Annotated in this window: 17 protein-coding genes and 1 pseudogene; 4 read left to right on the forward strand and 14 right to left on the reverse strand. The window is 66.0% G+C overall.

The features are described 5' to 3' along the window. Nucleotides 1-93: 93 nt before the first annotated feature. Together pgsA and uvrC are read right to left on the reverse strand one after the other, a co-directional pair. Nucleotides 94-705 (reverse strand): CDP-diacylglycerol--glycerol-3-phosphate 3-phosphatidyltransferase, encoded by a 612-nt coding sequence (pgsA, locus tag OVY01_RS15230; RefSeq protein ID WP_267848430.1) that lies wholly within the window; start codon nt 703-705, stop codon nt 94-96. A 147-nt stretch (nt 706-852) separates the two neighbouring features. Then, a complete protein-coding gene (uvrC, locus tag OVY01_RS15235; protein WP_267848431.1) occupies nt 853-3,174 on the reverse strand; it encodes an excinuclease ABC subunit UvrC in 2,322 nt (773 codons plus the stop codon). 56 nt (nt 3,175-3,230) lie between these two features. Between uvrC and earP the strand changes: the two genes are divergently transcribed. The 4 genes from earP to OVY01_RS15255 all read left to right on the forward strand — a co-directional run bounded on the left by earP (nt 3,231) and on the right by OVY01_RS15255 (nt 7,499). Next, nucleotides 3,231-4,472 carry an elongation factor P maturation arginine rhamnosyltransferase EarP gene (gene earP, locus OVY01_RS15240; protein ID WP_267848432.1) on the forward strand — a complete coding sequence of 414 codons (1,242 nt, stop codon included), beginning with the start codon at nt 3,231-3,233 and terminating at the stop codon, nt 4,470-4,472. Nucleotides 4,473-4,561: 89 nt separating this feature from the next. Next, nucleotides 4,562-5,119 carry an elongation factor P gene (efp, locus tag OVY01_RS15245; protein ID WP_267848433.1) on the forward strand — a complete coding sequence of 186 codons (558 nt, stop codon included), beginning with the start codon at nt 4,562-4,564 and terminating at the stop codon, nt 5,117-5,119. A 650-nt stretch (nt 5,120-5,769) separates the two neighbouring features. Next, nucleotides 5,770-6,129: a BON domain-containing protein gene (locus OVY01_RS15250; protein WP_267848434.1), complete on the forward strand. Its 360-nt coding sequence runs from the start codon at nt 5,770-5,772 to the stop codon at nt 6,127-6,129. 8 nt (nt 6,130-6,137) lie between these two features. Beyond that, nucleotides 6,138-7,499: a sigma-54-dependent transcriptional regulator gene (locus OVY01_RS15255; protein ID WP_267848435.1), complete on the forward strand. Its 1,362-nt coding sequence runs from the start codon at nt 6,138-6,140 to the stop codon at nt 7,497-7,499. A 50-nt stretch (nt 7,500-7,549) separates the two neighbouring features. On the opposite strand, the gene nagZ is transcribed toward OVY01_RS15255, so the two are convergent. The 12 genes and pseudogenes from nagZ to rpoE form a co-directional block, all read right to left on the reverse strand. Further along, nucleotides 7,550-8,638 (reverse strand): beta-N-acetylhexosaminidase, encoded by a 1,089-nt coding sequence (gene nagZ / locus OVY01_RS15260; RefSeq protein WP_267848436.1) that lies wholly within the window; start codon nt 8,636-8,638, stop codon nt 7,550-7,552. After that, nucleotides 8,625-9,083, reverse strand: a complete 459-nt coding sequence (gene acpS / locus OVY01_RS15265) for a holo-ACP synthase (protein WP_267848437.1) — start codon at nt 9,081-9,083, stop codon at nt 8,625-8,627. Before acpS ends, nagZ begins: the two co-directional genes overlap by 14 nt. Continuing rightward, a complete protein-coding gene (gene pdxJ / locus OVY01_RS15270; protein ID WP_267848438.1) occupies nt 9,080-9,850 on the reverse strand; it encodes a pyridoxine 5'-phosphate synthase in 771 nt (256 codons plus the stop codon). Before pdxJ ends, acpS begins: the two co-directional genes overlap by 4 nt. Before the next feature lie 106 nt (nt 9,851-9,956). After that, entirely contained in the window at nt 9,957-10,748 is a 792-nt protein-coding gene (gene recO / locus OVY01_RS15275; protein WP_267848439.1) for a DNA repair protein RecO, read from the reverse strand. Then, nucleotides 10,735-11,634 carry a GTPase Era gene (era, locus tag OVY01_RS15280; protein WP_267848440.1) on the reverse strand — a complete coding sequence of 300 codons (900 nt, stop codon included), beginning with the start codon at nt 11,632-11,634 and terminating at the stop codon, nt 10,735-10,737. The genes recO and era overlap by 14 nt, the downstream gene beginning before the upstream one ends. Nucleotides 11,635-11,899: 265 nt before the next feature. Next, nucleotides 11,900-12,616: pseudogene (gene rnc, locus OVY01_RS15285) on the reverse strand (ribonuclease III); the annotation flags it as partial. A 21-nt stretch (nt 12,617-12,637) separates the two neighbouring features. Beyond that, entirely contained in the window at nt 12,638-13,561 is a 924-nt protein-coding gene (gene lepB / locus OVY01_RS15290) for a signal peptidase I (RefSeq protein WP_267848441.1), read from the reverse strand. A gap of 31 nt (nt 13,562-13,592) precedes the next feature. Then, on the reverse strand, nt 13,593-15,386 hold the full coding sequence (gene lepA / locus OVY01_RS15295) for a translation elongation factor 4 (protein WP_267848442.1): 1,794 nt from the start codon (nt 15,384-15,386) through the stop codon (nt 13,593-13,595). Nucleotides 15,387-15,714: 328 nt separating this feature from the next. Next, complete coding sequence (locus OVY01_RS15300; protein ID WP_267848443.1) at nt 15,715-17,445, reverse strand: DegQ family serine endoprotease; 1,731 nt, start codon at nt 17,443-17,445, stop codon at nt 15,715-15,717. Nucleotides 17,446-17,474: 29 nt separating this feature from the next. Further along, nucleotides 17,475-18,557 (reverse strand): MucB/RseB C-terminal domain-containing protein, encoded by a 1,083-nt coding sequence (locus OVY01_RS15305; protein WP_432422263.1) that lies wholly within the window; start codon nt 18,555-18,557, stop codon nt 17,475-17,477. 136 nt (nt 18,558-18,693) lie between these two features. Further along, nucleotides 18,694-19,314, reverse strand: a complete 621-nt coding sequence (locus OVY01_RS15310) for a sigma-E factor negative regulatory protein (protein WP_267848445.1) — start codon at nt 19,312-19,314, stop codon at nt 18,694-18,696. 59 nt (nt 19,315-19,373) lie between these two features. After that, nucleotides 19,374-19,973, reverse strand: a complete 600-nt coding sequence (gene rpoE / locus OVY01_RS15315; protein WP_267848446.1) for an RNA polymerase sigma factor RpoE — start codon at nt 19,971-19,973, stop codon at nt 19,374-19,376. Between the last annotated feature and the right edge of the window lie 58 nt (nt 19,974-20,031).

Raw genomic sequence — 20,031 nt, forward strand, 5'->3', positions numbered from 1 at the left:
ATCGTGTCAAGAATGTTTCGGTACTTTTTCCGCTATTTTTTCCACGCGCCTTTTCTCGAGCGCTTGGCGGTGGGTACCTTGCCCTTTTTCCGATCAGACCTCGCGCGTGCGTTCGCGGATCTGCGGCCAGGCAAGCTTCATATAGTAGAGCATCGACCAGATGGTCAGGAAGGCTGCCAGGTAGATCAGCCAACCGCCCCAGAGCCGCACGTCGATCGTGAACCGCCCTGCCTGCCCGAACAGCGCGCCGGGGTCGAGACGGCCATAGAACAGCAGCATCGGGATCGCGACCATCTGACAGACCGTCTTGATCTTGCCAAGCGAATTGACCGCGACGCTCTTCGAGGCGCCGATCTGCGCCATCCATTCGCGCAGCGCGGAAATCGTGATCTCGCGACCGACGATGACCAGCGCGATCGCGGCGTCGAGGCGCGCCAGATGCACCAGTACCAGCAGGGACGCGGTCACCATCAGCTTGTCCGCCACCGGGTCGAGAAACGCTCCGAAAGCGGATGTCTGATGGAGCTTGCGGGCGAGATAGCCGTCGAACCAGTCGGTCAGCGCGGCAAGGATGAACACCGCGCACGCGATGCCGTTCTTGCTGGATGGCCCGAGCAGGCCATCCGGCAGGTAGAAGACGCCGACGATCAGCGGGATCAGCACGATCCGCAGCCATGTCAGAAATATCGGGAGATTGAACGGCATCGGCGGGACGGTATCGGAGAAAAGGCAATGTGCAATTGTGCCGCGTCCCCCTCGGGGGGACAAGGCATACCCAAACGCAATGCGCAGGGGAAGGCGCCCCGCACGCGATGACACGGTGCGGCGGGGGCCCACCCTTTCGCCAACATTTCAATGCAATTGCTGGTAGATCTGTTCGGCCAGCGACTGCGAGATACCCTCCACGCTGACGAGTTCGTCGATGCTCGCGGCCATCACGCCGCGCAGTCCGCCAAAGCGCGCGAGCAGACGCTGCCGTCGCTTCGCGCCGATGCCGTCGAGTTCCTCGAGCCGGCTGCTCTGCCGGGCTTTCGCGCGCTTGGCGCGCATCCCGGTGATGGCGAAGCGGTGCGCCTCGTCGCGGATCTGCGCGATCAACATCAACGCCGCGCTGTCCTTGCCGAGTTCGAGCGGCGCGCGGCCGTCGGCGAAGATCAGGGTCTCGAGGCCGACCTTGCGTCCCTCGCCTTTTGCCACCCCGACGATGAGCCCGATGTCGAGTCCCAGTTCGCTGAAGACCTGCCGCGCCATTTCGACCTGCCCCCGACCGCCGTCGATCAGCACGATGTTCGGAAACGTGGCGACGGTGGCGACACGGCGCGCGCCCGGAGGCGGCTCGGGCGGCGATGCGTCCGCCGCCGCGTTGCCGCCCTGGCTGCCGGCGGCGAACGCATCGCCATGCCCCGGCATGAGGTCGGCGGACACTTCGGCGCTGCCGTCCGCAACCGTGCCCTGCATGCGCGCCGGCATCGGCTCGTCCCGAGATGCATCCCCCGGCTCCGCAGCGTCGCCCTGCACCACCATTTTCTCGTAACGCCGCATCAGCACCTGACGCATCGCCGCGTAATCGTCGCCCGGTGTGATGCCGGTGATGTTGTACCGGCGGTACTCGCCGTTCTGCATCTTGTGATGGTGATACACCACGCAGGAAGCCTGGGTCGCCTCGCCCATCGTATGGCTGACGTCGAAACATTCGACCCGCAACGTGGCGAGATCGTCGCTGTCCATGCCGAGCGTCTCGGTCATGGCACGGGTGCGCGCCTCCTGCGAACCCTGTTCGGACAACACGCGGGCGAGCGACAGCCGGGCGTTGTGCTCGGCCATCGTCAGCCATACCCGGCGTTGTCCCTGCGGCTGGCGCAAGACCGTGACGCGCCGCTGGGCCTGCTCCGAGAGCATCGCCACCAGATCCCGATTGACGAGGGGATGGTTGACGATCAGCACCGGCGGAATCGCCTGCCCGGTGTAGTGCTGCCCGATGAATGCTTCGAGCACTTCGACCTCGAGACGTCCGGCAGGCCCGGATGCCGGGTCATCCAGCGCCGCCGTTGTCGCGGGCGCATCCGGCGCATCCGGCGCATCCGGCGCATCCGGCGCATCCGGCGCATCCGGCTCATCCGGCTCATCCAGCGCATCCGGCGTATCGGACACGTCCGACGCCGCCCCGCTATCGCCCTCGGCGACGTGCTCTACGTGCTCGCTGTCGCCGTCCACGGCGCCGGAGAGACGATCCTCCGGCGCAGGCGCGGCCAGCGCGTCGTCGGGCACGTCCTCGACAAGCCCGCTGGCGATCGCCAGGCCGCTTTCGACCTGGCTCGGAAAATACGCCTTGTCGCCCAAATGCCGGCCGCCGCGCACCATCGCCAGGTTGACGCACACCCGCCCGCCCTGGGCCACGACCGCGATGATGTCGACATCGTTCGTGCCCCCGGTCTCCACCGTCTGCTGGTGCAGCACCTTGGACAGGGCGCTCATCTGGTTGCGTACCTGAGCGGCCTGCTCGAACTTCAGCGCCGCGGCGAAGCCCTGCATCTTGTCCTCGAGATCGCGCATCACCTCGCTTTGCTGGCCGAGCAGGAACCGCGATGCGTTGTGCACATCGCGGGCGTAGTCGTCGGCGCTGATCGCGTCCACGCAGGGCGCCGTGCAGCGGCCGATGGGATGCAGCAGGCACGGCCGCGTGCGATTGTTGAACACCGAATCCTCGCAGGTGCGCAACTGAAACACGCGCTGCAGGATCTGAATGCTCTCGCGCACCGCCCAGGCGCTCGGGAACGGGCCAAAATATTGATTCTTGCGATCCACCGCACCGCGGTAATACGCCATGCGCGGGAACGCATGACCGGTGAGCTTGAGAAAAGGGTAGGACTTGTCGTCCCGAAAGAGAATGTTGTAGCGCGGGACCAGCGCCTTGATCAGGTTGTTCTCGAGCAGCAACGCCTCGGCCTCGGAGCGCGTGACCGTGGTTTCGAGCCGGGCGATGCGCGAGACCATCATCGCGATGCGCGGCGACGCCAGGTTTTTATTGAAATAACTGGAGACGCGTTTCTTCAGGTCGCGCGCCTTGCCCACGTACAGCACCTGCCCCGCGCTGTCGAAATAGCGGTAGACGCCCGGCAGGTGCGGCAACTGGGCGATCTGCTCTTTCGGGGAAAAAACGTCGGGATCGGTCATTCGGAGGAAAGGCCCCGCTCGATTAAAATGCCGATTCTAGACGATCCGCTTCCACCATGTCCGCACCCCTTCGCTGCGATCTTTTCTGCACGGTCATCGACAACTACGGCGATGCCGGCGTCTGCTGGCGGCTCGCCCGTCAGCTTGCCGACGAGTACGGCTGGCGCGTGCGCCTGTTCATCGACGTGCCCGCAGCGCTCGCCGCGCTGTTGCAGACCTCGCTGCCGCCATTACGGGACGAACCCGAAACACATGACGGGCACGTCATCGACGATGTGATCGTCGCACCCTGGCCCGCGCCGCGCGCCAATACGGGAAACGGCGCTGCGCCGGATACCGCCGCGCAGGTGCCCGATGTCGTCATCGAGGCGTTCGCCTGCGAGCTGCCCGCGCATTACGTGCAGGCGATGGCGCAACGCGAACGCGCGCCGGTCTGGATCAACCTCGACTATTTGAGCGCCGAGGACTGGGTCAAGTCGTGCCATCTGGGACGCTCGCCGCACCCCCGCCTGGCGCTCGAGAAAACCTTCTTCTTCCCCGGCTTCGCACCGGGCACCGGCGGTTTGTTACGTGAACGCGGCTTCGACCGGCAACGCCAGGCCTTCCTCGGCGACGCCGCGGCCCGCACGGCCTTCTGGAAACGGCTCGACGTCGCGCCGCCGTCGGCGCCCACCCGGCTGATCACCCTGTTCGCCTACGAGAATCCCGCGCTCGCCTCCCTCCTTGCGCAATGGTCCCGCGGCGACGAGGACATCCTGTTGCTGGTGCCGGAGGGACGCATCAGCGTCGCGGTGGCGGGCTTTTTCGGCCTGCCGGCATTCGCGGCCGGCACGCGGGCGCGACGGGGCCGCCTGAGCGCGCAGGCGCTGCCCTTCATCGATCAACCCGCCTACGACCGCCTGCTCTGGCAGGCAGACCTGAATTTCGTGCGCGGCGAGGACTCGTTCGTGCGCGCGCAGTGGGCCGAGCGGCCCTTTGTCTGGCATATCTATCCGCAGTCGGACGCGGCCCATCTCGACAAGCTCGACGCCGCACTGAGCGCCTACACACGCGGCCTGCCGGACGCGGCGGCGGCGGCCGTCGCCGGGTTTTGGCGTGCCTGGAACGGCGCAACCTGCGCGGGCGGTGCGTCGCCCGATACGACGTGCGCCCCCGCCAGCGTGGCGCCCGACTGGCAAGCGTGGCGGCGATCCGACGCCGCGTTGCGGGCGCACGCCCGGCCGTGGGTCGACACGCTGCGCCAGGCCGGTTCGCTGGCGGCAAATCTGGCCGAACTGGTTGAAAGTCGGTTAAAATAAGCGGTTTGCCACAAGATTGATGCCCCGGATAAGCAGCGGCATCGGACGCTGGCCTCCGCCGGGCGATCGCGCCTGCACAGGAACCATTTATGAAGACCGCACAAGAACTCCGCACCGGTAACGTCGTGATGATCGGCAATGATCCGATGGTTATCCAGAAAGCCGACTACAACAAATCCGGCCGCAACTCCGCAGTCGTGAAAATGAAGTTCAAGAACCTGCTGACGGGTTCGGGAAGCGAATCGGTCTACAAGGCGGACGACAAGTTTGAAGTCGTGATGCTGGAACGCCGCGAAGTGACGTACTCGTATTTTGCCGATCCGATGTACGTTTTCATGGACGCGGACTACAACCAGTACGAAGTCGACAACGAAAACATGGGCGACGCGCTGTTCTACCTCGAAGACGGCATGGCGTGCGAGGTCGTGTTCTACAACGAGAAGGCGATCTCGGTCGATCTGCCGACCACCGTCGTGCGCGAGATCGTCTATACGGAACCCGCGGTCAAGGGCGATACGTCTTCGGGCAAGGTTCTGAAGAACGCCAAGATTGCAACGGGCAAGGAAATTCCGGTGCCGCTGTTCTGCGCGACGGGCGACAAGATCGAAATCGATACGCGTACCGGCGAATACCGCAGCCGCGCCTGAGTCCTGACAGCGCCCGCCGCCGGCCGGTTGGGCCGGACGGCGGGTCGGTCGTCGGGACTTCCCCGACCGGCATCTCCGGCATCGGACCGGCTTCCCGCATTCGATTGCGTCGGGTCCGGTCTCCCGGTTCCCGCTTCCCCCCTCTTGCCCTCCACGCCTTACAGACGCTTCCACTACGTTTGCCGACGTCGCGACGCCTTGTTCCCCGCCCGCGCAGCGCTCCCGCCCACGCCATCAGGTGCACCCCCCATCGCACTTTGCTCCACGGCCTAGATGTCTTACCATACGAAGAAATATTTACCGCGTATGGTTCGAATTTACCGGTCTTGCCCGGACATTGCGCGCATTGCCTCGATGAACGACATTGCGTCCCCTCGCTGCCCGGGCTGCTCTGGATTGGCACGTCTTATGCTTGAAGTAAAGGATACGTCGGTGTGGCCTCCTTATGCGTTTCCCAGGCAGGCCGATTCCCGTTCGACGAAGCCGATCCTGCCGCGCGGCGCGGCTACGGCTGGATCCGAACCTCCGTTCACGCATTCATCCAGGGATTCGGGAACCCCGGACATTTTCGCCATTGTCCGGTGGCAAGGCAGGGCTTGCCGTATTGCCGGCCGCCGTGCTTCCTTACCGTCTTTCTCATAGGGCTTTCTATGGCACTCTTTTCTTTCGGACAGTCCGCGCCCATGCGACGCCGCCCGGCGCGTGCGATGGCCGCGGCGATGCTCGCAGGCGCCGTGGTGCTGGGCGCTGCGGGCTGCGCGAGCAGTGCCACGAAAGGAACGATGAGCCAATCCTCGCGCGACGCCATGGTAACCGCCCATGTACGGGCGGCCCTGGCCGACGACGCTTCGCTGGCATCGCTGCCGATCACGGTCGAGACCCACGACGGCGCGGTCGCGCTATCGGGGCTGGTCGATTCGGCCAATCAGATCGCGCGCGCCGTTGCGGTGACGCGTGATATCGATGGCGTCGAAGTACTCCGTAACGACTTGCACGTCAAATCACACTAGGGCGCAGCATGCCACACGCGCTTATCGTAGAAGACGATCCCAACAGCCTTTCCGGCCTGTCCGCGATCCTGGACGCCGACGGCTTTTCCGTGGATACCGCCGCCACGCTCGCGGAAGCGAAGCGGGCCCTCACGCGTTTCATTCCCGACGTCGTGCTGATCGATCTGAACCTGCCGGACGGCAAGGGGCTGGACCTCCTGCCGAGCCTGCCCGTGCAACCGCCCGACGGCACGGTGCCGGTCATCGTCATGACTGGCAACGCCACCGTCGAGAGCGCGATCGAAGGTCTGCGGCACGGCATTTGGGACTATCTGCTCAAACCGATCAGCATCCCGCGCCTGCGCAGCCTGCTCGCGCGCATCCCGCGCCCTTTCGAATTGTCCGAGGAGGTGCTGTCGCTCAAGGCGATGCTGCGGCACCTCGGGCGCTTCGGGCCGATGGTCGGCCGCTCGCCACTGATCCAGAACATCTACGATGCGATCGAGCGGCTGGCGCTGGGCGAATCGCCGGTGCTCGTGGTGGGTGAAATCGGCACCGGCAAGGAAACGGTGGCGCGCGCCATCCATCATTGCAGCCGCCGCCGCAAGGCGCCGTTCGTGGCCTTCGATTGCCGTCAGGCCGAGAGCCGTCCGTCGTCCAGCCTGCTGTTCGGGCAGGAGCGCAGCGCGCTGCCCATGTCGGCACTGAGCGACGGCCGTGCGACGGGTGCGTTCGAACGCGCCACCGGCGGCACCTTGTTTCTCGATGAAATCACGCAATTGCCGCTCGAACAGCAACGGCTGCTTGTCGAAGCGCTGGAGAACCGGACGTTCCGGCGTGTGGGCGGTTCGCACGACATTCCCACGGATTTCCGGCTGATCGTCGCGACCAGCGACGATGTGCAGCGGGCGGTCGCCGAAGGCCGCCTGCATGAGGCGCTGTATCGATTGATCGACACGTATATGGTGCCGATGCCGCCGCTGCGGGAACGCCTGGAGGACGTCGAACTGCTCGCCCACTATTTCGTCGAGCAGCTCAACGCCCGGGAAGGCACGCAAAAGAGGCTGGCACCGGCCGCCATCCGTGCATTCTCGGACTACGAATGGCCAGGCAATGTGCAGGAATTGCGGGAGTCGATCGAGATCGCGTACCGCCATTCGGACGGCGTCATCGATTCGCTCGACGTACCGGAAAATGGCAGCGGCAGCAAACGCGTGATTCGCCCCGGCACCGTCGAGATCTCGGTGGGCATGCCGCTCGAGGAAGTCGAGGAGATGCTGATCCGGGCGACGCTCGACGCCGTGGGCGGCACGCGGCATCGGGCCGCTTCGATGCTGGGAATCAGCCCGAAGACGCTATACAACAAGCTTCAGAAAATGAAGCTTGCCTGAACCGGGCCTGCGGTACAGCCCCGACAGGGGAGTGCCCGGGCAGCGGAGCGTTACGTCGGCGGCGCGTCCGCGACCAGCGCCTCCACGCGTGCGCGTGCGATCTGGTACTCGGGCAGGCGCGGCAGTTTGCTCCACGGCACGGCCTTGCCGCGTGCCTGTAGACGCCGGATGCGCCGTACCGATTGCCGCGACGCCGTATGCCGCAGGCCGTCGAGCACCTTTTCCGCCTCTTCCGGGCAATTGCAGACCAGTACCATGTCGCAACCGGCGTCCAGCGCCATTTTCGCGCCCCGTACCACGTCTCCCGCGACCCGGGCGCCTTCCATCGACAGATCGTCGCTGAAGATCGCCCCATGAAAGCCCAGTTCGCGCCGCAGCACCCGTTGCAGCCAGATCCGCGAGAAGCCCGCGGGCAGCGCATCGACCTGCGGATAGACCACGTGCGCGGCCATCACCGATGAAATCGCCAGCCCGGACCAGAGAAACGGCCGGGCGTCGTTGTGCAGGATCTCATCGAGCGGCCGGTCGTCGATGGCCGGCCCCAGATGCGTGTCCGCCTCGACATAGCCATGACCGGGGAAATGCTTCGCGCAATTGGCCATGCCCGCGAGCGACAGACCGTGCGTGAGGCTGCGCGCGAGAAGCGTCACCACGCGCGGGTCGCGATGAAACGCGCGCGACCCGATCGCCTTGGAGACGCCATAGTCGAGATCGAGCACGGGCGTAAAGCTCAGATCGATCCCGCTCGCCCGCAGTTCGCTGCCGAGCACGAAACCGGTCGCGGTCGCGGCCTCGACCGCCGTCAGGACATCCTCGTCCCACAGTTCTCCCAAACGACGCATCGGCGGCAGGGTGGTGAAGCCGTCGGTGCGAAAACGCTGCACGCGCCCTCCTTCCTGATCGACCGCGATCAGAATGTCCGGGCGCAGCATCCGGATCTGGTGGGTCAACAACGAAAGCTGTGCGCGATTCTGGTAATTGCGGGCGAACAGGATCACGCCGCCCGTGAGCGGGTGCGCGATGCGCCGGACGTCGGTTTCATCGAGCGCGGTGCCCGGCACGTCGATCATCACCGGGCCCGGGCCGCGGCGCGTCAGATCCAGCGCCGCGTTCGGCGCAGTCGGTTTAGCTTGCTGCATGCGGCTGCCTCGTTGCTTGCGTCGTTGCTTGCGTCGCTGTTTCCGTCAGCGCTTCCCGTCGTTCGGCGATGACGTAGGCGATCGCATAGTCCTGTTCGTCGCTGAGGGTGACATGGAAGCTCAGGCCACGGGCCTCCACCCATTCGCGCAACGCGCCATTGGGCACGACCAGCGGCGCACCGCTGGCCGCGTTCAGGGTCTGCACCGCGCGCCAGGTCATCGGCCAGTGAATGCCGGTGCCGATCGCCTTGGAGAACGCTTCCTTGACCGCGAAGCGCGTCGCCAGGTAGGCGAGTCCGCGTGGCGCCGACCGCGCGCGGCGCGCCGCGTAGATCGCCAGCTCCTCGGGGCCGAGCACTTTTTCCGCGAAACGGCCCCGAGTACGCTCGAGCACGCCGGCGACGCGCCGGATATCGATGATGTCGCTGCCGATGCCATGGATCATCGCGTGACTCCGCGGCCCGCGAGCCGCGCGCTCACCATGATGGCCTTCATCTCGCGCACCGCGTTTTCCCAGCCGACGAAGACCGCGTGCGCGACGATCGCATGACCGATATTCAGTTCGGTGATGCCTTCGAGCGCGGCGAACGGCTGGACGTTCGTGTAATGCAGCCCGTGACCGGCGTTGACGATCAGGCCGCGCGCCAGGCCGTGCTCGACGCCCTGCGCGACGCGCGCGAATTCGGCGGGCTGCGCCGCGGCGTCGGCGTCCGCGTAACGGCCGGTGTGCAGTTCGATCACGGGCGCGCCTGCCGCGGCCGCGGCGTCGATCTGGGCAGCGTCGGCGTCGATGAACAGCGACACGCGGATACCGGCGTCGGCCAGTTGCCGGCACGCGGCCTGCACCGCGTCGAAACGGCCGGCGACATCGAGACCGCCCTCGGTGGTGAGCTCCTCGCGTTTCTCGGGCACCAGGCAGACGTCCTGCGGGCGCAGCGCGCAGGCGATGTCGAGCATCTCGGCGGTCACCGCGCACTCGAGATTCATCCGCGTGCGCAGCGCTGGCCGGATCGCGCGCACGTCCGCGTCGCGGATATGACGGCGGTCCTCGCGCAGGTGCAGGGTGATCGCGTCGGCGCCCGCGTCCTCGGCCAGCAGCGCAGCGCGTAGCGGGTCGGGATACACGGTACCGCGCGCATTGCGCAGGGTCGCGACGTGATCGATGTTGACGCCCAGTCCGATGACGAGCGGTAGCGGTGCGAAGGGGTTCATAAATTCGGGCTCACACATTCGGATTCACACATTCGGATTCACGGATTCCGGTTCATGGACTCCGGTGCAAAGCGGCGGGTCGCGCGTCGGGCGCGACCCGCCGCGTTCACAACTTCTGCAGATCGATCATGATTTGCCGGGTGTTGAGCGGCGCGCCGCCAAGATGATGATTGAGCAGGAAGCGCATCAGGATCTTGCTTTGCGACAGGGTTCGCGGTCTATTGTAATCGTCCGCCTCCATATCGATCAGCGTCTGCCCCAGCACGCGCGGCCAGACATCCGGGTCACCGGCGCGCGGCAGACGCGCCCCGCGCTCGGGGTCGAACACGTACCAGGCATCCGCCACCGGCGGCTCGCTCGCGACATTCACGCTGAAGGCCACCGCATAGCCGGTTTCGCGCAACAGCATGCGCTCGAACGAACGCAGCACCAGCACCGCCGGTTCGTCGTGCGCGAGCCGGGCAAGGGTGACCAGGTAATGCTGGAACAGCGTGGGATGCGGATCCTCGCGGGCGCAGAAGCGCACCAGCAACTCGTTCACGTAAAAGCCGCAGACGAGCGCGTCGCCGACCAGCGGCAGCATCCCGCCGACCCACTCGGCGCGGGTCAGCGTGCGCATCTCCGCACGGCCGGACCAGCCGAGCGACAGCGGCTGAAATGTGTGGAGCACGCCGCGCAACGCCGAGTGCGGCCGTTTCGCGCCCTTTGCCACCAGCGCGATGCGGCCGTGATCGCGCGTGAGCACGTCGACGATCAGGCTCGTCTCGCGGTACGCGTAGCTGTGCAGCACGAAACCGGGCTGCTCCAGCACCCGGTTGACGGGGCCGCTCGGCGCGCGCCGCTTGCGTGGCGCAGGCGACGTGGATGACGCGGGCGACGCCCCTTCAGTCGTAGCCATAGGCGCGCAGGCCGGCTTCGTTGTCCGCCCAGTTGTTCTTCACCTTGATCCAGACCTCGAGATAGACCGGGCCTTCGAAGAGCTTCTCCATATCCACCCGGGCATCGGTGCTGATCTGCTTGAGCTTCGCGCCCTTCTGGCCGATCACCATCGCCTTGTGGCCGTCGCGCGCCACCAGGATCGTCACGAAAATGCGACGCAATTGCCCTTCCTGCTCGAACTTGTCGATCAGGACCGTGCTGGTGTACGGAATCTCGTCGCCGGTCCAGCGGAACACCTTCTCGCGGACGATCTCCGCGGCCAGGAAGCGCTCGCTGCGGTCGGTGATCTCGTCCTCGCCATAGGCGGGCTCGCCTTCCGGCAGATAGGGCTTCAGTGTATCGAGCAGGCGCCGCACGTCGGCGGGATCGTTCGCCGACAGCGGCACGATTTCGGCGAAATCGCGCAGCGCGCCGACCTCGCCGAGAAACGGCAGCAGCGTGGCCTTGTCCTTGATCCGGTCGATCTTGTTCGTGACCAGCACGATTTTCGCCGACGGCGGGATCAGGTCGAGCACCTGCCGGTCCTCGGGCTGAAAACGCCCGGCCTCGACCAGCAGCAATACGACGTCGACCGTGCCCAGCGTCGACGTGACCGTGCGGTTGAGGGTGCGATTCAGCGCGTTGCTGTGGCGGGTCTGGAAACCCGGCGTGTCGATGAAGATGTACTGCGCGTCGTCGAGCGTCTGGATGCCGGTAATGCGATGTCGGGTCGTCTGCGCCTTGCGCGACGTGATGCTGACTTTCTGGCCGACCATCGCATTCATCAATGTCGATTTGCCGACGTTCGGCCGACCGACGATAGCGATGGTCCCGCAGCGAAAACCGTTGGAAGTGGGCGCGTTCAAGGTCGTCTCGAAAAAAAGGATGAGAAAGAAGTCACAGAGAGGACAGCGGGGACCGCAGGCAGATCGGCGCGGGTTCAGCCCGTTCGGGCCGGCTTCGCCCGGGCGCTGCCCGCGCGGTGGCTCACGAGCGCACGCGCGGCGGCAACGGAATCCTGCGGCGCGCCGGCGTCTCCCTGCCTGCCCTGGCCGCCGTGTCGGCCGTTTCCGCCATGTCGGACGAGCCGGCGGGGCTCGCAGCCGCCCCCGCCGCCGCATGGGACCCCGCCGCGCTCCGCCCCACCTTGCCGCGACGCGGGCCGGCCGCCGCCGGCGCTACCGCGAGCAGGCGCTCGAGCGCACGCTTCGCGGCCACCTGTTCCGCTGCGCGCCGGCTCGCGCCCGTGCCCTGGACGCGGATATCGAGTTTCGGAATCGCGCACTCGACCTCGAATTGCTGATTATGCGCCGCGCCGTGCGTGGCGATCACGACATACTGCGGCAACGCGAGTTGATGCCCCTGCAGGTGTTCCTGCAGCAACGTTTTCGCGTCCTTGCCGAGCGTCAGCGGGTCGATATCCGCGAGTATCGGCTGATACAGCAACGCGATCGCCGCCGCGGCCGCCGCGAAACCGCCATCCAGATAGATCGCGCCGATGATGGCTTCGAGCGTATCGGCGAGGATCGACGGCCGCTTCATCCCGCCGCTCTTCAGTTCGCCCTCCCCCAGGCGCAGGAATTCGGCGAGATTCGCGCGTTGCGCGACTTCGTACAGCGTTTGCTGACGGACCAGATTGGCGCGCACGCGCGACAGGTCGCCTTCGTCGAGCGTGGCATAGCCCCTGAACAACAGCGTCGCCACCACGCAGTTCAACACCGAGTCGCCCAGGAATTCGAGACGCTCGTTGTGGCTGGCGCTATGACTGCGATGCGTGACCGCCTGGCGCAGCAACTCCGGCTTCTCGAAGCGGTATTGCAGCCGTGTTTCCAACGGGGTCAATGACATCGTCCTCTCCTGCGGGAATGGCTAGTTGAATCGGCCAATCCGCTTCAGGCTCGAAAAGTTCATCCAGATGAAAAACGCGCGGCCGACGATATTGCGGTCCGGCACGAAGCCCCAGTAGCGGCTGTCCGCGCTGTTGTCGCGATTGTCGCCCATCATGAAATAGTGCCCGGGCGGCACCTTGCAGACCACGCCTTCGCTGTTGTAACTGCAATTGTCACGGTACGGATAGTCCTCCGCGCCCTGGATATACGGCGGCACCTGCGGCGTATTGAGGATCGCGTTCTTGCGGCCGTCGATGTCTTCCTGATACTGCTTCGAATACGCGACGCGATCCTCGTCGAAGAAATCGGGCAGCGGCGCCTCGGGCACCGGTTTGCCGTTGATCGTCAGGCGCTTGTTCTCGTAGGCAATCGTATCGCCCGGCAGACCGATCACCCGCTTGATATAGTCGACCGATTCGTCCTTCGGGTAACGGAACACCATCACGTCGCCGCGCTTCGGTTCCCCCAGCGACACCAGCTTGCGATTCAGCACCGGCATGCGCAAACCGTAATCGAACTTGTTGACCAGGATGAAATCGCCGACCAGCAAGGTCGGGATCATCGATCCCGACGGAATCTTGAACGGTTCGACGACGAAGGAACGCAGCAGGAACACCGCCAGGATCACCGGAAAGAAACTCGCCGAGTATTCGAGCCACCAGGGCTGGCGGAGCTTTTCCTCGCGGACCTGGGTGCGCTGCAACTTCACCGCCGCCACTTCGTCGGCCGTCAGCACCACCGCGCCGCCACCCGCCACCGCGCTCGCGGCCCGTTGCTGCCGGTCGAATTCCGTTCCCGCATTTTCCGCGGCCAGGCGCCGGCGCGGCAGGAACAGCAGACGGTCGGCGACCCACGCGACACCTGTCAGGACGACCAGGATCAGCAATATCAACTCGAAATTCATTCAGTGCTTCCGTCAGAGAGTGTGATGCGCTCTATTTGTCTTCGACCTGCAGGATCGCGAGGAAGGCTTCCTGAGGAATTTCGACGCTACCCACCTGCTTCATCCGCTTCTTGCCGGCCTTCTGCTTTTCCAGCAGCTTCTTCTTCCGGCTGATATCGCCGCCATAGCACTTCGCCAGAACGTTCTTGCGCAGCGCCTTGATGTTCTCGCGCGCGACGATATTCGGGCCGATCGCCGCCTGCAGCGCGACGTCGTACATCTGCCGGGGAATGATCTCGCGCATCTTCGCCGCCACCTCCCGGCCACGATACTGCGCCTGCGAACGGTGCACGATCACCGACAGCGCGTCGACCCGCTCCGCGTTGACGAGAATGTCGACCTTGACCACATCCGATCCACGATATTCCTTGAACTCGTAGTCCATCGACGCATAGCCGCGCGACACGGATTTCAGGCGGTCGAAGAAATTCGAGACGATTTCCGCCATCGGCATTTCGTAGGTGAGCTGTACCTGCTTGCCGTGGTACGACATATTGACCTGCGAACCGCGCTTGTTGGTGCACAGCGTGATCACCGCGCCCACGTACTCCTGCGGCAGATAGAGATTCACCGTGACGATCGGCTCGCGGATCTCCTCGATGTGCGTGGGCTCCGGCATCTTCGACGGATTCTCGACCAGGATCACCTTGCCGTCGCGCTGCAACACCTCGTAGACCACCGTCGGCGCCGTCGTGATCAGGTCCATGTCGAACTCGCGCTCGAGCCGCTCCTGGACGATCTCCATATGCAGCAGGCCGAGGAAGCCGCAGCGGAAGCCGAAACCCAGCGCCTGCGAGACTTCCGGTTCGAACTGCAGCGCCGCGTCGTTCAGCTTGAGCTTGGTCAGCGACTCGCGCAACGCGTCGTACTGGTTCGACTCGACCGGATACAGGCCGGCGAACACCTGCGGCTTGACTTCCTTGAAGCCCGGCAGCGGTGCCGGCGCGCGGCGGTTGACCAGCGTCACCGTATCGCCGACCTTCGCCGCCTTCAGTTCCTTGATGCCGGCGATGATGAAGCCGACCTGGCCCGCCGACAGCGATTCGAGCGAGCGCGACTTCGGCGCGAACACGCCCACCGACTCGACCGGGAACTGCGCGCCGGTCGCCATCAGCTCGATGCGGTCCTTCGGCCGCAGCGTGCCGTTCATCACCCGCACCAGCATCACGACGCCGACGTAATTGTCGAACCACGAATCGACGACCAGCGCCTGCAACGGTGCGGCAGGATCGCCCTTGGGCGGCGGCACCTTGGCGATCAGCGACTCCAGTACGTCGATCACTCCCAGTCCGGTCTTCGCGCTGCAATGCACGGCATCGGTCGCATCGATGCCGATCACGTCGCCGATCTCGGCGATCGCGTTGTCCGGGTCGGCCGCCGGCAGATCGATCTTGTTCAGCACCGGCACCACCTCGACGCCGAGGTCGAGCGCCGTGTAGCAATTGGCGACGGTCTGCGCCTCGACGCCCTGACTCGCGTCCACCACCAGCAACGCACCCTCGCAGGCCGACAGCGAACGGCTGACTTCATACGAGAAATCGACGTGTCCCGGCGTATCGATCAGGTTCAGGTTGTAGACCTGACCGTCGCGCGCCTTGTAGCTGAGCGCGGCGGTCTGGGCCTTGATGGTGATCCCGCGCTCGCGCTCGAGGTCCATCGAATCGAGCACCTGCGCTTCCATCTCACGGTCGGACAGGCCGCCGCAGAGCTGAATGATGCGGTCGGCGAGCGTGGACTTGCCATGATCGATATGCGCGATGATCGAGAAGTTGCGGATGTGATCCATTCGGGCGGGATTCAGAAAATAAAAGCGAAATGTCAGATCGAAGCGTCGGATCGGGCGCCGGCACGGAACGCCGGCATGCGGCACCGGCGACATGGCGTTGGCGCCAGGCGCCGGTACGAGACGCCGATGGGGCCGTCCGGCACGACAAGCGATGGCCCGACTGCCGATGGGCGATACGGAAGACGCGCGAAAAGGGAGCGCAAAGCGAGCACGCCGCCTGCGCCGGGTGAACCCGGTGCAGGGAGCAGACCCCGGCATTCTAGCGGAAAACCCCGTGCGACGGGCGATTGGGCGATCCTTCGCGCCGTCGGCGTCGGCGTGGGGCCGCCTACTTTGCGCCAGCTCGCGGCCGCACCGCGACGAACAGCGTCGCGTCGCCGCGCTGGACCAGCAGCGGCACGAGCGGCCGCCCGCCCAGGCGCGACACCACCGCGTCGAATTCCCGGGCACTGGCCACGTCGGTGTTGCCCACGCGCAGGATCAGATCGCCCTTGAGCAAGCCCGCGCCACGCGACGGTCCCTCGCTCGCCAGCACCTGAACGCCGGGGCGGTTGCCCAGCGCGCGGGCCTGGTCCGGCGTCAGATCGCCGACCGTCAGACCGAGCGGGTTGCGGGGCCGCGCCGGCGCCGCCGGGTCCGCCTGCGTGGCGGCCGCGGGCGCTGCCTTGTCGGACGCCTGTTGCGCGATCGTCACCACCAGCGTTTTCGATTGTCCCTTGCGATAGACGACCAATGGCGCCTGCGTGCCGGGCCGGGCTCCCCCCACCAGCCGCGGCAGGTCGCCGAACTGATTGATCGCGTGACCGTCGTATTGCAGGATGATGTCACCCGGCAGAACGCCCGCCTTTTCGGCCGGGCCGCCGGCGATCACGCTGCTCACCAGCGCGCCCTCCGAATACGGCAGGCCAAGGGATTCGGCCACATCGCCCGTCACCGGGCCGATCTGCACGCCGATGCGCCCGCGCGTGACGACGCCGGTGGTCTTCAACTGGTTCGCGACGCGCATCGCTTCGTCGATCGGGATCGAGAAGGAGATGCCCATGAAGCCGCCGGTACGACTGTAGATCTGCGAATTGATGCCGATCACCTCGCCGCGCATATTGATTAGCGGACCGCCCGAATTGCCCGGGTTGACCGCTACATCGGTCTGGATGAAAGGCAGGTATTCGCCTGTGTAACGGCTCTTCGCGCTGACGATGCCCGCGGTGACGGTATTTTCAAGACCGAAGGGCGAGCCGATCGCCAGCACCCACTCGCCGACGCGCACCTTTTCCGAATCGCCGATGACGACCGCGGGCAGCTTCGACGCGTCGATCTTCACGACGGCGACATCGGTCGGCTTGTCGACGCCGATCAGCCGCGCCTTGAATTCGCGCCGGTCGGTCAGCGTCACGTAGATCGCGTCAGCGCCCTCGACCACGTGCGCGTTGGTCATCACGTAACCGTCGGACGACAGGATGAAACCCGAACCCAGGCCGTTGTCCCGCTCGGTGTCCGACGGGGCGCCGGGTGCCTCCGGGGACCGACGGCGGTTGTCGGGCAGCAGAGCCGGCGGCAGGGGAATGCCGAAGAAACGCCGGAAGAAATCGGCCATTTCGCCGTCCTCGCCGCTTCCGGCCCCACCGCCCCGCGGCGCGGCCCCGGCACGGGCGATACCTACCCGCTCGGTCGTGCGGATATTGACCACCGCCGGACCGACCTTGTCGACCAGCGGGGTAAAGTCCGGCAACGCGATCGGCGGCGCGGCGACGGCGGGTACGCCGGGTGTGCCGGCGAGCGCCGCCGGAATGGGGGCAGAACTGCCCGATGCGGCCGCGGCAACCGCGACGCTCGCGCCGGACGAAGCCGCCGCGTTCACCACGCCGGACGGCGCGGCCTGCACGAGCGACAGGGGTGCCAGCGTCGCGCCCGACAGCGCCATGCTCAGCAGCGCCCGGCGAACCAGGCGGCACGCGGCCCGCGCCATGCGCGCGCGCCGGCTGACGGAAAAAATGGCCGGCGGCGAGGTTCGCGCGTCTGCGGCGGCATTCGGCAAGGGGATCGAGGAGACGGTCTTCATCGGCGAATCGGGAGGTCTGCCTGAGGCGGTTACTTGAGGGAACTACTCGACGGATGATATTGAATCGACGTGGCGAAACGGCGCAGGGTCGCGGCAGGCACTTCGCCGATCAGCGTCACCCAGAACGCGCCATGCTGCTCCGCGAGAAGGTGCGTCGCGCCGGAACGGCCCTCGCCCGGTTTGCGGTCGCTCTTGTCCACCGGCTCGATGAACAGCGACACGGCGGTGACGCCATCGGTGAAAACCGCCTGATCCACCGGCACCGGTGGCGCGCCGGCCTCGCGCGCCGCCATCGGACGGCGCATTTCGAGGATCTTGGCAAAACCGCGCACGCCCGGTTCGAGGGACCATCCGGCGGCCTCCATGTCGACCGGCTGGGCCGGCGCGCGCACCTGCTTCCAGCCGTTCAATTGCCGCACGCTGTTGCGGATCGCCCGACGGTTCTCGTTCGCGACGCCGCCGATCTGCAGTTGCGTGAACGCCACCTGCTCGAGCACGTGAGCGTCCCCGTCCAGCGTCTGCGCGCGTATCAACAACCCGCTGACGGGATCGATGTACAACCGGTAGGAGAAACGGTAGTCGTCGACCGGGCGCAGCATGATGATCCGGCAATCGATACCCGCCACGCGGTCGCGGCCGTCGAACCCCGCGCGGTAGACGTCGAGCACGCGCGCACTGCCGGCGGACAACAGGGCCGGAAAATTGTCCTGCGTCTTGCGATGGTCCAGGATCACCGTGTGACTGTCCGCCAGGAAGGTCAGCACATCGTCGTTGTGCTGGACCACCGAGCGCGGCTTGCCGTCCAGGCTGTCGACTTTCTGGTACTGGTCCGCGCCATCGACGAAGTGGACGATGCTCGAAGACTGCACGGTGCCGCCGCGCTGGAAGACGAAACTGCCCTGGTAGTCGAGACGTTGCGCGGCCGCGTTGATGCCGCCCAGCAAGGCCGCGGCTTCGCGTTGATCGCGCGGCGTGCCGGCGGTCCCGGTCACATCGCCGGTGCCCCGTGTCGTGGACGATGCCGGCAGCGAGGCGGGCAGGGACGGGACACCCTCCTGGGCGGGAGGCGCTCCGAGCGCCAGCGGCGCGCAGGCCAGCAATGCCGGCAACAGAAACCCCTGCCACCAGACTCGCCGCCGCGGCGCCTTCGACGCCGCGGCGTCGGCGCGTTTCAGCCCGCCCCGTCCCAAAATTCGTGCTGCCCGTGACAAACCGCGTCGTTCCTGCTCGCGTCGATCTCGCATCCGCTCAACGTCCCGTGGGCGCGAGTGCCGCGTAGGCGTAGCCCAGCCCGCCACGATCGGAGGCGAACTGCTGATGCGCTTCCAGATAAGGATCCAGCTGATGATCGCTGCCCAGGTTGACGCGCTGCCAATGGTCCGCAGCCGCGAGCTGGGTGCCGTCGCCCGGCGCGGCCAGGTTCGCCATCTGCGCGGCGCTGCCGCCATGCAGCGACGGCACCAGCACCCAGGCGAGCGTCGCGGCCGCGGCCGCCGCGGCGAACGACGGCATCATGCGACGCCCCAGCACGCGGCGCGCGGCCTGCCCCAGACCCTCTCCCCAGCCCGGCTGGCGGACCGCCGGCACCCGGCTCGCGCCCGCATGACGTGGCGCCGGCGCCACATAAGACGGCTCGCTGGCGAGCCGCGCCGAGAAGCGGGCGGCGAAATCGTGCGCGACCGCCGGCGACGTCGCCAGATCGTCGGAGCGCAGCGCGTCACCCACCAGATGATAGAGCGACCAATCCTGACGGTCCGCCGTCGAAAGCGGCATCGACGGCCCGCCGCCTTCGTCCCACTCGCTGTCCATTGCCGCCGACAACTGCTCCGCCGCGCCTGCCTGCTGCCCGCGCCGCATCGAACCTTGCATCATGCTGCTCCCTTTCTAGAACGGTCTCGCCGTCTCATGGACTCTTCGTTCATCGTGCTTCACCAGCGGCGGCCGCCCTGCGTATCGAGCAGGGGCCGCAGCTTCGTCGCGATCGCTTCGCGCGCCCGGAAGATGCGGGAACGGACCGTCCCGATCGGACAGTTCATCATTTCCGCGATCTCCTCGTAACTCAAACCCTCGATTTCGCGCAAGGAGATCGCCATGCGCAGTTCTTCGGGCAAACCGGCCATCGCCGCATTCACCGTCTGCGCGATCTGCTTGCTCATCAGCACCGATTCCGGCGTGTTGATGTCCCTTAGTAACTCGCCGTCGCCAAAAGTTTCCGCTTCTTCTGCATCGGCTTCGGTTGACGTCGGCGCGCGTCGCCCCTGGCTCGCCAGATAGTTCTTCGCGCTGTTGATGGCAATCCGGTAAAGCCAGGTATAAAAGGCGGATTCGCCACGGAATTGGGGAATGGCGCGGTAGGCCTTGATGAAAGCTTCCTGCGCCACATCCTCCACCTCGGCCGGGTCCCGCACGAGTCGCGAAATCAGCCTGACGATCTTGCGCTGATATTTGGCGACCAGCAGTTCGAACGCCGCCTTGTCGCCCCGTTGTACGCGTTCGACCAGCAACTGGTCGATATCTTTTTCACTCACGTGAGGCGTCCGTTGTTCCAAGCCGGTTTCTTTGTGGAGCGGACATTGTAGCGTTTCG

It is taken from the genome of Robbsia betulipollinis, from assembly GCF_026624755.1.
Classification (GTDB): domain Bacteria; phylum Pseudomonadota; class Gammaproteobacteria; order Burkholderiales; family Burkholderiaceae; genus Robbsia; species Robbsia betulipollinis.